Here is a 13,441-nt window from a genome sequence, read left to right as displayed (position 1 = left end):
GGCCCGGGGAAGGAAGACGTCCCCCGGAAGGGAGGAACGTCAGTACGGCTTCACCAGCACATGGGCGGCGCCCGGCATGCCGATCTTCAGGAGCTCGTCCTCCTCGGGAGTCGTCGGGCTGCCCGTCTCCTCCTTCAGGAGAGCCCGCGACAGGTTCTGAACGAACATGGCACGGGGACGCCGACGGGCCTCCCAGGCGGCGAGCGCGGAGGCCACGTCGTCCTCGGAGTCCAGTGTCCGGACCAGGACCAGCGCGTCCTCCACGGCCATCGCCGCACCCTGCGCGAGGTTCGGGGTGCTGGCGTGCGCGGCGTCACCGGCGAGGACGACCCGGCCGACGTGCCAGGGCTCCTCCACCGTGACCTGCGAGATCCGCGAGTACACGATGCCCTCCGGTCCCGTGACGTTCGTCAGGGACTGGGCGACGGGCCCGCCGAACGCGGCGAGCCGCTCCTTCAGCTGCTCGTGCGCCCGCGCCGGGTCCGGGCGGAAGTCCGGCTCCTCGGCGGTGACGGCGGCCAGGTACATCAGCTCGTCCGTGATCGGGGTGAGGAGCGCCTTGGTGGACGTCCTGCCCACGCTGATCACGACGCCCTGGACCTCGGGCAGCCGGGGCACGGTGACCCGCCAGTTGGCGAAACCGGTGTACTCGGGGGTGAAGCGGTCACCGTAGAGCCGGTTCCGCAGCGGCGAGCCGATGCCGTCGAAGGCGACGACCAGGTCCCAGCGGGAGGACGACCCGTCGGACAGGGTGACGTCCACCCCGGAGCCGTCGTCGGACAGCTCCTCGATCGTCGTACCGAAGCGGATCGGCACCCCGGCGGCGACGGCCGCCTCGCCGAGGATCCTCGCCAGTTCGGGGCGCGGGATGCCGTTGGCGTGGGGGGCGCCGTCCAGCTGCGGCTGCGGGATCTTGGCCAGCGTGTTGCCGACCGGGTCGCAGATGGTCAGCACCTCCCACGGGAAACCGGCCGCGACGCAGGCGTCGAGCACACCGATCTCACGCATGACGTGCAGGGCGTTGGACGGCTGGATGATGCCGACGCCGAGGGCGTCCAGTTCGTCGCGGAGCTCGACGACCTCCACCGCGTGGCCGCTTCGGGCGAGCGCGACGGCGAAGGTGAGCCCGCCGATACCGCCACCGTGTACCAGTACACGCAAGGGTGTTGCCATGTGTCAGTCTCTCCTGGCGAGAAGTTCGGGGGAAGAACGGGAAAACGGGGGACAGGGGGAGCCGGGCGGCGGTCAGCCGACCGCCGCGGGCAGGCTCATCAGGTGGTCGACCAGAGCCAGCAGCACATCGCGGCCGAAGGGCCGCTCGCGGACGTCGCCGACCAGCAGCGGGACATGCGGATCCAGGTCGAGCGCGGCCCGGATCTCGTCGGTGGAGCGTGTGTTGTGCCCGTGGAAGCAGTTGATCGCCACCACGAAGGGGATGTCCCGGCTCTCGAAGAAGTCGATGGACGCGAAACTGGTGTCGAGCCTGCGGGTGTCGGCGATCACGACACCGCCGAGCGCGCCGTTGACCAGGTCGTTCCACATGAACCAGAAACGTTCCTGGCCGGGCGTGCCGAAGAGGTAGACCACCAGCTCCTGGCTGACCGTGATACGGCCGAAGTCCAGGGCCACGGTGGTGGTGTCCTTCTGGCCGACACCGGCCAGGTCGTCGACACCGATGCTCGCCTTGGTGAGGTATTCCTCGGTACGCAGCGGTGCGACCTCGCTGACGGCGCCCACCAGGGTGGTCTTCCCGACACCGAAACCACCGGCTATGAGGATCTTGACGGCGGAAGGCGCCGTCTGGCTGGTTGTCATCTTGGGTCAGAGTCTCCGGAGTCCGTCACGTACAGCGGCCAGCAGGCCCATGTCGGCGCCGCCGGACGCCCGGGCCACCGACAGCGGGGCACGGGCCAGCAGCAGCCCTTGGGCGACCAGGTCCGCCAGCAGGATCTTGGTCACCGACACCGGCAGGTCGAGGTCGGCGGATACCTCCGCGACCGCGGCCGGCCGCCGGCAACGGTCGAGGATGATGCGGTGCTCAGGCTGGAGCCGGCCCGCGCGCAGAGGCACCCCGTGCTCGTCCAGCGGCTCGTCGGCCGTGGTCAGCACGGTGATGAGGCTGAAGTCGTCCCGCTCGGGGGCGGTCCTGCCACGGGTGATGGTGTACGGCCGCACCATGGTGCCGGCCGCGTCCTCCTCGGGGTCCTCCTCGTCCCAGTAGGGCGTCACATCCGCTGCCCGTCCCCGGTACCGAAGGCGTCGAACTCACCGCGCACCGGAGCGGTGAGCTTCTGGCCGACCTGCTGGACCAGGTTGTGCATCGCCAGCGACATCACCTCGGCGTCGACCTCCTGGGAGGCGACGACGGCGAGGTGGGTGCCCTGGCCGGCCGTGATGATGAAGAGCCACAGGTCGGCGAGTTCGACGATGACCTGGTGCACGGTGCCGCCGTTGAACAGCTGGCCGACCCCACGGGCGAGGCTCTGCTGACCGGTGCATATCGCGGCGAGCCGCTCGGCGTCGGACCGTTCGATGGTCCGGGAGTGGCTCACCACCAGTCCGTCGTCGGACAGCAGCACGGCGTTCAGTGTCTCGGCGACCGAGTCCACCAGACCGTCGAGCAGCCAGTCCAGATCCTGGAGGGTGGCGGTGGTGCGTGTCATGACCGTTCTTCTCTCGTGGGGAGGTTGGGGGAGGGATGGCCGGGCTCGCTCGACGGTTCGTCCGTCGCGCGGGCCGCGCGTGACCGCCTCTGGAACGCCCCGATCGCGGCACCGGCCCGACGGGGGGCCGGCCGGAGCAGCGGGTTCTCGTCCCAGGCGGGGGGCCTGGGCGGGGTGCTACGGGCGGTGGGACTGATCCGCAGTTCGTCGACCAGGCTGGCCTGGCGGACACGGCGGGGGAGCGGGGGCTCCCCGGACGGCGTCGCGGAGGGCGGGCTCGCCACGGGAGCGTCCGCTTCCCCGGACGGTGCCGGGTGCGCCGCTGCGGGCGGCAGGGCGGGCAGATGGGCCTCGGGCGCGGGCCGGGGGGCGCCGTGCTCGTGGCCGGACACGTCCGCGTACGGCCGGGTGCCGGGCGCGGCGGCCGGTGTCAGCGATCCGTAGGACCGGTCGTCGGAGCGGTGGCCCTCGTCGGCGGCCGGGTAGGTGTGGCCCGGCACGGGGTACTGCCCCGCGGCCGTCATGTACGGCTCCTCCTGCCCGCCGTACGCTCCGTCCGCCGTCCCGTACGGCCTGCCCTCGGTGCCGTACGCGCCGTACGACTGCTCGGCCCCGCCGTACGCGCCGGTCTGCTGCTCCCCGGTTCCCCGGTAGCCGCCGTCCTCCTGTCCGTACGGTGTGTCCGCGCCCGGGTAACCGGCCGGGCTCCCGTCGTAGGGCTGGGCGGTGTCCGCGTAGGCCGCGGTACCGGCGCCGGCGCCGTACGGCTGGTCCGTCTCCGTGTACAGCGTGTCGCCCGACGCGAACGGCGAGGCGGTGCCCCCGGGATACGGGTCGCCGGCCGGAGCGGTCCGGTCCGGTGCGCCGTACGCGTCGCCGGGCGCCCCGTACGCGGTCTCGGGCGTGCCGTACGGGCTGTCCTGGGTGCTGTCCGGCGTGCCGTACGGGCTGTCCTGGGTGCTGTCCGGCGTGGCGTACGGGTTGTCCGGAGCGCTGTCCGGCGTGCCGTACGGGCTGTCCGGGGCGCTGTCCGGAGCGGAGTACGGCGGGTGTCCGTCCTGCTCGCCGGGGCCGGTCTGGCGGCCGGTACGGGCGGCGTGGTCGGCCAGGGCGGTGACCCCGGCCATCGCCTTGCCCTGCACCCGGGTCGGCAGGGCGCCCGGTGCCGCCGGGGCGGCCGGCGCGGGCTCCTGGACGGGCGGTACGGCGGCGGGCTTCGGTACGCCCACCGGACGGGAGTCCGGTCCGGCCACGGTCAGCTCGTCGGGGACGAGGATGACGACGCGGGTGCCGCCGAAGGCGGACGGCCGGTACTCGACCCGCAGCCCGTGCTGGTCCGCGAGGCGGGCGATCACATAGAGGCCGAGCCGGATGTCCTCGGAGTGGGCCAGCACGTCCATCCGGGGCGGGCGGCTCATCAGCTCGTTGGCCTCGGCCAGCTGCTCCTCGTCCATCCCGAGGCCGCGGTCCTCGACCTCGATGGCCAGCCCGCGGCTCACCTTGGCGGCGCGGACCTCGACCGGGCTCGGCGGACGGGAGAAGCTCAGCGCGTTCTCGATGAGCTCCGCCAGGACGTGGGAGACCGGGCCGACGGCCCGCTCGGACAGCCACGGGGAACCGTCGAGGTCCAGCACCACACGGCGGTAGTCCTGCACCTCGCCCTGGGCGGAGCGCATGACGTCCAGCAGCGGCACGGGCTTGCGCCAGCGCCGGTGCGGCGAACCGCCCGCGAGGATCACCAGGTTCTCCTCGTAACGGCGCAGACGTGCCGTCAGGTGGTCCAGGTCGAAGAGCCCGTCGAGCACCTCCGGGTCCTCGTGCTTGCGTTCGAGCTCGTCCAGCTTCTTCAGCTGCTGGCCGATGAGCTGCTGGGTACGGCGCGCGATCCTCTGCAGCAGCCGCTCGAACCCGCGGTGCTGGTCGGCCTGCTTGACCGCGGCCTGGATGGCGCTGGTGCGCGCCTGGTTGAGCGCGCTACCGAGCCGGGTGAGCTCGTCACCGCCCTCGCCGGGCGCCTCGATCGCGCGGGCCTCGGCCTCGGCGTCGATCTTCTCGCCTTGGGCCAGCCGCTCGACGACGTCCGGCAGCGCCTTCTCCAGCTCCTCCGCACGCTCCTGGAGGCCGGTGATGCGCCGGCGGAGGTTGCGGGTGAGGCGCCAGGTCGTCCAGACGACCGCGATGACGGCGATCAGACCGATCACCGAGGTCAGGACCATCTTCAGGAGCAGCGACAGGATGCTGTCCTTACCGGAGGTCACCACGGCGTCGGTGCGCAGCTCCAGCAGCTCCACGAGCTGCGGGGTGACGCCGTCCATCGCCTCGCGCCAGGCCTTCTCGTCGGCTTCCAGCTCGACGAAGCCGGAACCGTCGGCGGCCAGCGGGCGCAGGATCTGCTTCTCCAGCTTCGCCTTCGACTTCCAGGCGGAACTCCCGACCAGCTCCTCCCACTTGACCCGCTCGTGCGCGGGGAGGTAGGGGACGACCTTGGTGGTGGCCTGGAAGTCCTGCCCGGCGATCGCCTGCCGGACCGCCTGGAGGTCCTCGGTGCTCAGCTTGTCCGTGGGCCAGCCGCGGGCGAGGAGCGCGTCCGAACGGGAGATCATCTCCTTGGCCCAGAACAGGTCGACGAGCGGCTGGCTCTTCGTGGTCACCTCGCCGTTGTCGACGTGGCTCAGGGCCGCGAACAGTTGGAGGTCCACCGCGATCAGGTCGGTGTAGTACGCGTAGACGACCTGCTGCTGCTCCGCGTCACCACCGTCGACCAGTGCGCGCTGGGCGTTCAGTTGCTCCATGGCCTCACGGGCCTTGCCGACCGCTTCCCGCACCTCGGTGGGGGCGTCGTCGGCACTCACGTCCGAGAGCGACTGGAACGTCTCGATCGACTCGTCGGTGAGTTCGCGCTGCTGCTTCAGCGCCTTACGGGAGGCATCCGGCCGGGCCAGTGCCTGGGCGCTGAGCCGCCGCTCCTCCTGCAGGTTGTAGTACACGATGTTGGACGGCTGGCCGGCTTGCTCGGCCAGCAGCCCCTGGGCTGCCTGGCGTTGGAAGTCGAGCAGTGTCTGGCCACTGGTGACCGCCCAGAGGGCCGCCAGTGCGACACCGGGGACGATGGCCAGTACGAGAAGGGCTGTCCGCAACGACATGGGTGCCGAGTCGGTCCGCCGGGACGCACGCGTGCGCAGGGGAGGCTCCTTGTGGATGGTGTCAGTCAGTGACTGATCAAATCCGTTGAGAACTTGGACACATGGATATTAGTCACATAACAAATACGAAGAGAAAGCGGGCTCACATGTGCAACACGGCGCGCCCACGTGTTCCCCATCTATGTGTGCGGTAAGGAGCGCGGGGCCCTGCCTCCCGAGTGGCGGTACGACCCGGCCCGGGCCACGCTGAAGTGGAAGGACGCGTTTTCGGGACCCCGGGTCCACGGTGCGGCGCCCGGCCCCGGAGGGGGCGGGGGCGCGGCGGCGGCGACGGGCGCGGCGGTGGTGACGGGAGGAGCGGCGATGAGCGGCGAGCGGCGGCCCCCGCATCCGGCGGCCAGGTCCTACGACGGCGATGGCATCACGGTGAGTTACGACGTACGCCGTTGTCTGCATGCCGCGGAGTGCGTCCGCGGGCTGCCCCAGGTGTTCGAGGTGGGGCGCCGGCCGTGGATCATGCCGCGGAACGCGTCGGCGGACGAGGTGGCCGAAACCGTGCGCCGCTGCCCCAGCGGTGCCCTGGTCTGCCACCGCACCGACGGGATGCCGGACGAGGTCCCCGACGTCCCGGCCCATGTGTCCCTGCACGAGGACGGGGTGCTGCATGTGCGCGGCGACCTGGAGGTCCGGACGCCGGACGGCGCCCGCCGGGAGACCCGGGTGATGCTGTGCGGCTGCGGGAAGACCGGGAACACACCGTTCTGCGACCACAGCGGCCCCTGTGCAGACCATGTTTGACATATTTTGTTTGTAACTGACTGAGTGTCACCCCGTTTCGCGGCAGTCGCACCAGTGGTCCGGTTCCGTGCGGCGCGCCGGAAGGGTGAACAAGGCCGGGGGATATATCTGTATTCGGTGCCCTTCGATCCTTGTGTACCGTCTTCTGTTCCGGCTCCTCCGTCGTGATCGCCCTCATCCTCTGCCACTTCGCGCTCGCCGCCTGTGCGGTCCCCCTGGTGCGCCTGCTGGGCAGGCGTGCCTTCGTGGTCCTCGCCCTGCCGCCCGCCGCGGCCACGGTCTGGGCGGTGACCGAATGGGACGGCGTGGCGGCCGGCAAGGCGGTCACCCGGACCTGGGACTGGATCCCGGCGTACGACGTCTCCGTCGGCCTGCGCCTGGACGCGCTCGCCGAGCTGATGGTGCTGCTCGCCGCGGGGGTCGGCACACTGGTCCTGCTGTACTGCGCCTCCTACTTCACCGACGGCTCGCCCCGCCAGGCGTCCTTCGCCGGCAACCTCCTCGCCTTCGCCGGGACGATGCTCGCCCTGGTGCTCGCGGACGACCTGATCTCCCTGTACGTCTACTGGGAACTGACCACCGTCTTCTCGTACCTGCTGATCGGGCACGGCAGCGAACGCAAGCAGAACCGCAGGTCCGCCCTCCAGGCGCTCACGGTGACGACCCTCGGCGGACTGGCCATGCTCGTCGGCTTCCTGATCATCGGCCGGGCGGCGGGCACCTACCGCATCTCCGGGATCGTCGCCGACCCGCCCTCCGGCGGCCTCGCGATGTCCGTGGCGGTCGTCCTGGTGCTGTGCGGTGCCCTGTCGAAGTCCGCGATCTGGCCGTTCAGCCTCTGGCTGCCCAACGCGATGGCCGCACCGACACCCGTCAGCGCCTATCTGCACGCCGCGGCCATGGTGAAGGCCGGCGTCTACCTCGTGGCACGGCTCGCCCCCGCCTTCGCCGACGTCCCCGTCTGGCGCCCCCTCGTCCTGGTGCTCGGCGGCGCGACCATGCTGCTCGGCGGCTGGCGGGCGCTGCGCCTCAACGACCTGAAAATCGTCCTGGCCTACGGCACCGTCAGCCAGCTCGGCTTCCTCATGGTCCTGGCCGGTGCCGGGAACCGGGACGCCGCGCTCGCCGCCGTCGCCATGATCCTCGGCCACGCCCTGTTCAAGGCCGCGCTGTTCCTCGTCACCGGGATCGTCGACCACGCCGCCGGGACCCGCGACCTGCGCGCGCTCTCCGGCGTCGGACGCTCCCTGCCGTACGTGTGTGCCACGGCCGTACTCGCCGCGGCCTCCATGGCCGCCCTGCCCCCGTTCCTCGGCTTCGCCGCGAAGGAGGCCGCCTTCCACGCGCTGCTGCACGGTGACACCGCCGACCGCTGGGTGCTGGCCGTCACGGTGGCGGGTTCGGTCCTGACCGTCGCCTACACACTCCGCTTCCTGTGGGGCGCCTTCGCCCGCAAACCCGGCCTCCCCGACACCCCCGTGCACCGGGTGGGACCGGCCTTCCTGGCCCCGCCCGCCGTCCTCGCCCTGGCCTGCCTCGTCCTGGGGCCCGGCATCGGCTGGACGGACGGACTGCTGAGCGCGTACGCCGACACCTTCCCCGCCCCGGACCACCCCTTCCACCTGGCGCTCTGGCACGGCTTCGGCCTCGTCCTGCTGCTGTCCGCCGCCACCTGGGCGGGCGGCGCGCTCCTCTTCGCGGGACGCACCGGCGTCACCAGGCTCTCCCGGCGGATCGCCTGGCCCACCGCCGACAGCGTCTTCGGACACCTGCTGCTCGGCCTGGAACGCCTCGCCCTCCAGGTCACCGGCTTCGTCCAGCGCGGCTCGCTCTCCGTCTACCTCGCCACCACCCTGCTGGTGATGCTGGCCGGCCAGCTCGCCGTCCTGTTCACGGACCGGCCCTGGGAGCAGGCGGCGGCCCCCCGTCTCTGGGACGCCCCGCTCCAGGGCGCGACGGCGGTGCTGACCTGTGCGGCCGCCCTGTCCTGTCTGGCCGTCAGGCGCCGGATGAAGGCCGTGGTGCTGGCGGGACTCACCGGATACGGGACCGCGCTGCTGTTCGTCGTCCAGGGGGCGCCCGACCTGGCACTCACCCAGTTCTGCGTCGAGACCGTGTCGATGATCGTGTTCGTGCTCGTGCTGCGCCGGATGCCGGTCCACTTCCAGGAGTCGGTCAGCGCCTGGCGGCGGCTGGCACGCGTCCCCGTGGCCCTCGGCGGGGCCGCCGTCCTGGGCGTGGCGCTGTGGGTGACGGCCGCCGCGCGCACCGCCCCCTCGGCGGGCGCGGCGATGGTCGAGGAGGTCGCCCACCACGGCCTCAAGGACGTCGTCGCCACCATCCTGGTCGATCTGCGGGCCTGGGACACCATGGGGGAGTCCGCCGTGCTCGCCGCCGCCGCGATCGGCGTGACCAGCCTCATCTACCTCCACCGGCGCAGCGAGGCCCCCCTCAGCCGGGACGAACTGCTCGGCGGCACCGCCTGGACCCTGCACACCGCACCCATGACAGGGCTGCCGCAGGGCGACGACGCCGCCCCCGAACGCACCTGGCTGGCCGCCGGATCCACCCTCGCCCCCGAACACCGCTCGGTCGTCTTCGAGGTGGTGGCCCGGCTGATCTTCCACCCGATCCTCGTCCTCTCGCTGTACCTGCTGTTCTGCGCGGAGAACATGCCGGGCGGCGGCTTCGTCGGCGGACTCGTCGCCGGACTCGGCCTGATCACGCGCTACCTCGCGGGCGGACGCTTCGAACTCGCCGAAGCCGCCCCCCTCCAGCCGGGACTGTTCACCGGCCTCGGACTGTTCCTCTCCACCGGGGTGGCCCTGGCCGGCCTCGCCGACGGCACGGTGCTGCACGCCTGGACCCACCACGGCCACCTCCCCGTCCTCGGCGACTACCACATCGGCACACCGGTCCTCTTCGACTGCGGCGTCTACCTCCTCGTCCTCGGCGTCGTCCTGGACATCGTGCGCGCCCTGGGCGCCAAGGTGGACCGGCAGATCGAACGGGCGGCGGGCGCGCTCGCCCCGGCGGCCGGACCCGGCACGGGGGGAGCGGGCCGATGAACGTCAGCGTCTCGCTGCTCCTCACCGCGGTGATCCTCTGCGCGGTCGGCGCCCTCCTCATGCTCACCCGGCCGCTGACCCGCATCCTGCTCGGCGCGGTCGTCGCGGGCAACGGCATCAACCTCCTGGTGCTGGCCTCGACCGGACGGGCGGGCGAGGAACCCCTCCTGTACGGGGTGCCGCTCGGCCGGGTCACCGACCCGCTGCCCCAGGCCATCGCGCTCACCGCGATCGTCATCACGCTCGCCACCACGGCCTTCCTGCTGGCCATGGCCTACCGCGGCCACCAGCTGACCGGGACGGACGAGGTCCACGACGACCTGGAGGACCGCCGCATCGTGCTGCGCGCCGAGGTACGGGACGAACGGAGCGAACTCCGCGAGGAGTACCGCACAGGGCCGGAACGCACCCCCGAGGACCGCGACCGCTTCCGCGAGGAGCGCCGCCGCCTGCGCGCCCGGCTGCGAGCCGACCGGGCTCTGCAGGCCCGGGGCCGCGACGCCACCGGGAACCTCTGGCACGACGTGCTGGGGGCCGACCCCGAGGACTACCCGGACCCGGGCCCGGGCCCGGGCTCCGGCGACGGCGGCGGTGACGGCGGCGGTGACGGTGACGGCGACGGCGGGTCCGGGGGCCCCCGTACCGGCTCCGGGCCGGCCGGGACCGGCCCCGCCGACACCGACCCGGACACCACGGCCCACGACACGGGCCCCGACCCCCTTGACGACCCCGACCGAGGAGCCGCCGGATGAACGCACTCGTTCCGCTCCCGGTACTGCTGCCGCTCTGCGCCACCGGGCTGAGCCTCACCTTCGGCACCCGGCTGGCCCGGTTCCAGCGCTTCATCAGCGTCGCCGTACTCACCGCGGTGCTCGGGTTCTCCGTCACCCTGATGATCGCGGCCGACCAGCGGGGGCCCCTCTCCGTGCACCTCGGCGACTTCGCCCCGCCGCTCGGCATCACCCTGGTCGCCGACCGGCTGTCCGGGCTGATGCTCACCGTCTCCTCGGCCGTCACCCTCGCCGTACTCGTCTACTCGCTCGGCCAGGGCATGGCCGACCGCGACCAGGAGACACCGGTCGCCGTCTTCCACCCCGCCTATCTGATCCTGGTGGCCGGGGTGTCCTGCACCTTCCTGGCGGGCGACCTCGTCAACCTCTACGTCGCCTTCGAGATCATGCTGGTCGCCAGCTTCGTCCTGCTCACCCTCGGCGGAACCGGCCCCCGGATCAGGGCGGGCTCCACCTACGTCATCATCTCGCTGTTCTCCTCGATGCTCTTCCTGACCGCCATCGCCATGACCTACGCCGCCGCCGGCACCGCCAACTTCGCCCAGCTCGCCTCCCGGCTGCCCGAACTCCCCCTCGGTGTACAGACCCTGATCCAGGCGATGCTGCTCACCGTCTTCGCCGTCAAGGCCGCCGTCTTCCCCGTCGCCGCCTGGCTCCCCGACTCCTACCCGACGGCACCCGCGCCCGTCACCGCGGTCTTCGCCGGCCTGCTGACCAAGGTGGGCGTCTACTGCATGCTGCGGACGGAGACCCTGCTCTTCCCCGGCAACCGGCTCGGCGACCTGCTGATGGCCGTGGCCCTGTTCTCGATGACCGTGGGCATCCTCGGAGCCGTCGCCCAGACCGACCTGAAACGGCTGTTCTCCTTCACCCTCATCAGCCACATCGGTTACATGGTCTTCGGCATCGGGCTCGCCTCCCGCGCCGCGTACGGCGGGGCGATCTTCTACGTCGCCCACCACATCACCGTCCAGACCACCCTGTTCCTCGTCGCCGGACTCATCGAACGGCGCGGCGGCACCAACGAACTGACCCGGATCGGCGGCCTCGCCAAGGCGGCCCCCCTGCTCGCCCTCCTCTTCTTCGTCCCCGCGATGAACCTCGCCGGCATCCCCCCGCTCTCCGGATTCATCGGGAAACTCGGACTCATGCGGGCCGGTGTCGCCGACGGCAGTGCCTGGGCCTGGATCCTGGTCGCCGGCTCGACGCTGACGAGCCTGCTCACCCTGTACGTCATGGCCAAGGTCTGGAACCTGGCCTTCTGGCGGACCGAGCCCCCCGGCCAGGTCGCCTACGGCACCGTCCTGGAGTCCTCGGACGACACCGACGACGACGACACCGACACGGGCCCCGACAACATCCCCGGAAGCGGTGACGAGGGGATCCGGCGCACCCCGGTCCCGGCCGGGCAGACCATCGCGGCCAGCCTGCAGGGGCGGGCTGTCACCACCACGACCCGCCCGCCCGGCGCGATGACCGGGGCCACCGCCGCGGCCGTCGTCCTCGGCCTGGCCTTCACGGTGCTCGCGGGACCGCTCACCGCCTTCACCGACCGTTCCGCGGCCGAACTCATCTCCCGTACCCCCTACACCGAGGAGGTGCTCGGCCGGTGAAACGCCTGATCACCCTGTCCCGCCGCGACCCCGAACTGCCGCCCTTCAGCGCGGCGCTGGCCGGCGGGCGCCGGCAACGGGTGCTCGACCTCCCGCTGATCGCCTGGCTCACCCTGATCTGGGTGCTCCTCTGGTCCACCTTGACCTGGGCCAACGTCATCACCGGTGCCGTCGTCGCGACCGTGGTCTGCCTGGCCTTCCCGCTGCCGAAGGTCGATCTCGGACTGCGGCTCCACCCCTGGGGCATCCTCGTCCTCGCCGGCTACCTGCTCTACGACATGTACACCTCCGGGGTGCAGGTCACCCGGCAGATCTTCTCCGGCCACCCCCACCGGCCCGCCGTCATCGGCGTACCGCTGCGCTGCCGCGGTGACCTGATGCTCGCCGCCACCGCCGTGACCGTGTCCAACGTGCCGGGCGGTTCGGTCATCGAGGTGCGCCGGGCCACCGCCACGCTCTTCCTGCACGTGCTGGACGCCGACCGGCCGGCCGCGCTGGAGGCCGCGCGGCGCTCCGTCTGGCGCCTGGAGCGGCTGACGGTACGGGCGTTCGGCACCCGCGACGAGATCGAACGGGTCGCGGAGCCCCCGCCGCAACAGCGGCGCACCGGGGACGGGGGGCACGGGGCATGAGCGCACCGGACACCGCGGACCGGGTCCTGCTGGTCGCCGCCGTCGTGGTCATCCTCGTCGCGGGGGTCCTGCTCCTCTACCGGATCTGGCGCGGCCCCTCCATGCTGGACCGGGCCATCTCGCTGGACGTCCTGGCCGCCCTGATCATCGCCGGGCTCGGCGCCAAGTCGGCGGTCGAACGCGACCCGTTCTACTTCCCGATCATGCTGGTGCTGGCCTTCCTCGGCTTCACCGGTTCCGTCGGCATCGCCCGCTTCATCGCCGTACGCGACCGCCCGCCCGCCCGGCACGCCCCCGACCGTCCCACAGGCGGCCCCGCAGCCGAGGAGGGCCCGCGATGACCGTCTGGGTACAGATCACCGACACCCTCGGCGCCGCCCTGGTCCTCTTCGGCGCGGCGATCTGCCTGCTGGGGGTGGTCGGCATGCTCCTGCTGCCCGACGTCCTCTCGCGGAGCCACGCCGCGACCAAACCCCAGACGCTGGGACTGCTGCTGGTGCTGGCGGGGGTCGCCCTGCGGCTGCGCAGCGGCATGGACCTGGCGACGCTGGCCCTCATCGGCTTCTTCCAGCTGATGACCGGCCCGGTGGCCTCCCACCTGTCGGCCCGGTCCGCCTACCGCACCGGGCAGATCGAACACGGTGAACTCCTTGTCGACGACCTCGACAAACAGCTCACCGAGCGGGCCCCGGACCCCGCCCCGGACCGGGGCCCCGGCGCCGGCCAGGACTGA

Annotated in this window: 11 protein-coding genes and 1 pseudogene; 7 read left to right on the top strand and 5 right to left on the bottom strand. The window is 72.0% G+C overall.

The window, feature by feature from the left end; translation table 11 throughout:
- Nucleotides 1-39: 39 nt before the first annotated feature.
- The 5 genes from CP967_RS06635 to CP967_RS06610 form a co-directional block, all read right to left on the bottom strand.
- Nucleotides 40-1,173 (bottom strand): FAD-dependent monooxygenase, encoded by a 1,134-nt coding sequence (locus tag CP967_RS06635; protein WP_150487051.1) that lies wholly within the window; start codon nt 1,171-1,173, stop codon nt 40-42.
- Nucleotides 1,174-1,245: 72 nt separating this feature from the next.
- Nucleotides 1,246-1,815, bottom strand: coding sequence for a GTP-binding protein (locus CP967_RS06630; protein WP_150487050.1), 570 nt, complete (start codon nt 1,813-1,815; stop codon nt 1,246-1,248).
- A 6-nt stretch (nt 1,816-1,821) separates the two neighbouring features.
- Nucleotides 1,822-2,178, bottom strand: a complete 357-nt coding sequence (locus CP967_RS06625) for a DUF742 domain-containing protein (RefSeq protein WP_150491738.1) — start codon at nt 2,176-2,178, stop codon at nt 1,822-1,824.
- Nucleotides 2,179-2,225: 47 nt separating this feature from the next.
- Nucleotides 2,226-2,663, bottom strand: a complete 438-nt coding sequence (locus CP967_RS06620) for a roadblock/LC7 domain-containing protein (protein WP_150487049.1) — start codon at nt 2,661-2,663, stop codon at nt 2,226-2,228.
- The gene (locus CP967_RS06610) at nt 2,660-5,806 is read right to left on the bottom strand and encodes a nitrate- and nitrite sensing domain-containing protein (protein WP_229888342.1); all 3,147 of its coding nucleotides are present in this window, start codon (nt 5,804-5,806) and stop codon (nt 2,660-2,662) included. The genes CP967_RS06620 and CP967_RS06610 overlap by 4 nt, the downstream gene beginning before the upstream one ends.
- Nucleotides 5,807-6,169: 363 nt before the next feature.
- On the opposite strand from CP967_RS06610, the gene CP967_RS06605 reads away from it, so the two are divergent.
- The 7 genes and pseudogenes from CP967_RS06605 to mnhG all read left to right on the top strand — a co-directional run bounded on the left by CP967_RS06605 (nt 6,170) and on the right by mnhG (nt 13,441).
- Nucleotides 6,170-6,604: a (4Fe-4S)-binding protein gene (locus CP967_RS06605; protein WP_150487048.1), complete on the top strand. Its 435-nt coding sequence runs from the start codon at nt 6,170-6,172 to the stop codon at nt 6,602-6,604.
- Between the two features lie 164 nt (nt 6,605-6,768).
- Nucleotides 6,769-9,672: a Na+/H+ antiporter subunit A gene (locus tag CP967_RS06600; protein ID WP_150487047.1), complete on the top strand. Its 2,904-nt coding sequence runs from the start codon at nt 6,769-6,771 to the stop codon at nt 9,670-9,672.
- Nucleotides 9,669-10,283, top strand: a pseudogene (locus CP967_RS06595) (Na(+)/H(+) antiporter subunit C); the annotation flags it as partial. The gene CP967_RS06600 and the pseudogene CP967_RS06595, both read left to right, overlap by 4 nt.
- A 137-nt stretch (nt 10,284-10,420) precedes the next feature.
- Nucleotides 10,421-12,076 (top strand): Na+/H+ antiporter subunit D, encoded by a 1,656-nt coding sequence (locus CP967_RS06590; RefSeq protein WP_150487045.1) that lies wholly within the window; start codon nt 10,421-10,423, stop codon nt 12,074-12,076.
- Entirely contained in the window at nt 12,073-12,708 is a 636-nt protein-coding gene (locus CP967_RS06585) for a Na+/H+ antiporter subunit E (protein WP_150487044.1), read from the top strand. Before CP967_RS06590 ends, CP967_RS06585 begins: the two co-directional genes overlap by 4 nt.
- The gene (locus CP967_RS06580; RefSeq protein ID WP_150487043.1) at nt 12,705-13,049 is read left to right on the top strand and encodes an MrpF/PhaF family protein; all 345 of its coding nucleotides are present in this window, start codon (nt 12,705-12,707) and stop codon (nt 13,047-13,049) included. The genes CP967_RS06585 and CP967_RS06580 overlap by 4 nt, the downstream gene beginning before the upstream one ends.
- Entirely contained in the window at nt 13,046-13,441 is a 396-nt protein-coding gene (gene mnhG, locus CP967_RS06575; protein WP_150487042.1) for a monovalent cation/H(+) antiporter subunit G, read from the top strand. The genes CP967_RS06580 and mnhG overlap by 4 nt, the downstream gene beginning before the upstream one ends.

This window comes from Streptomyces nitrosporeus (assembly GCF_008704555.1).
GTDB classification, from domain to species: domain Bacteria; phylum Actinomycetota; class Actinomycetes; order Streptomycetales; family Streptomycetaceae; genus Streptomyces; species Streptomyces nitrosporeus.
The sequence above is the reverse complement of the archived record's forward strand: the minus strand, read 5'-3'. Positions and strand labels throughout refer to the sequence as shown.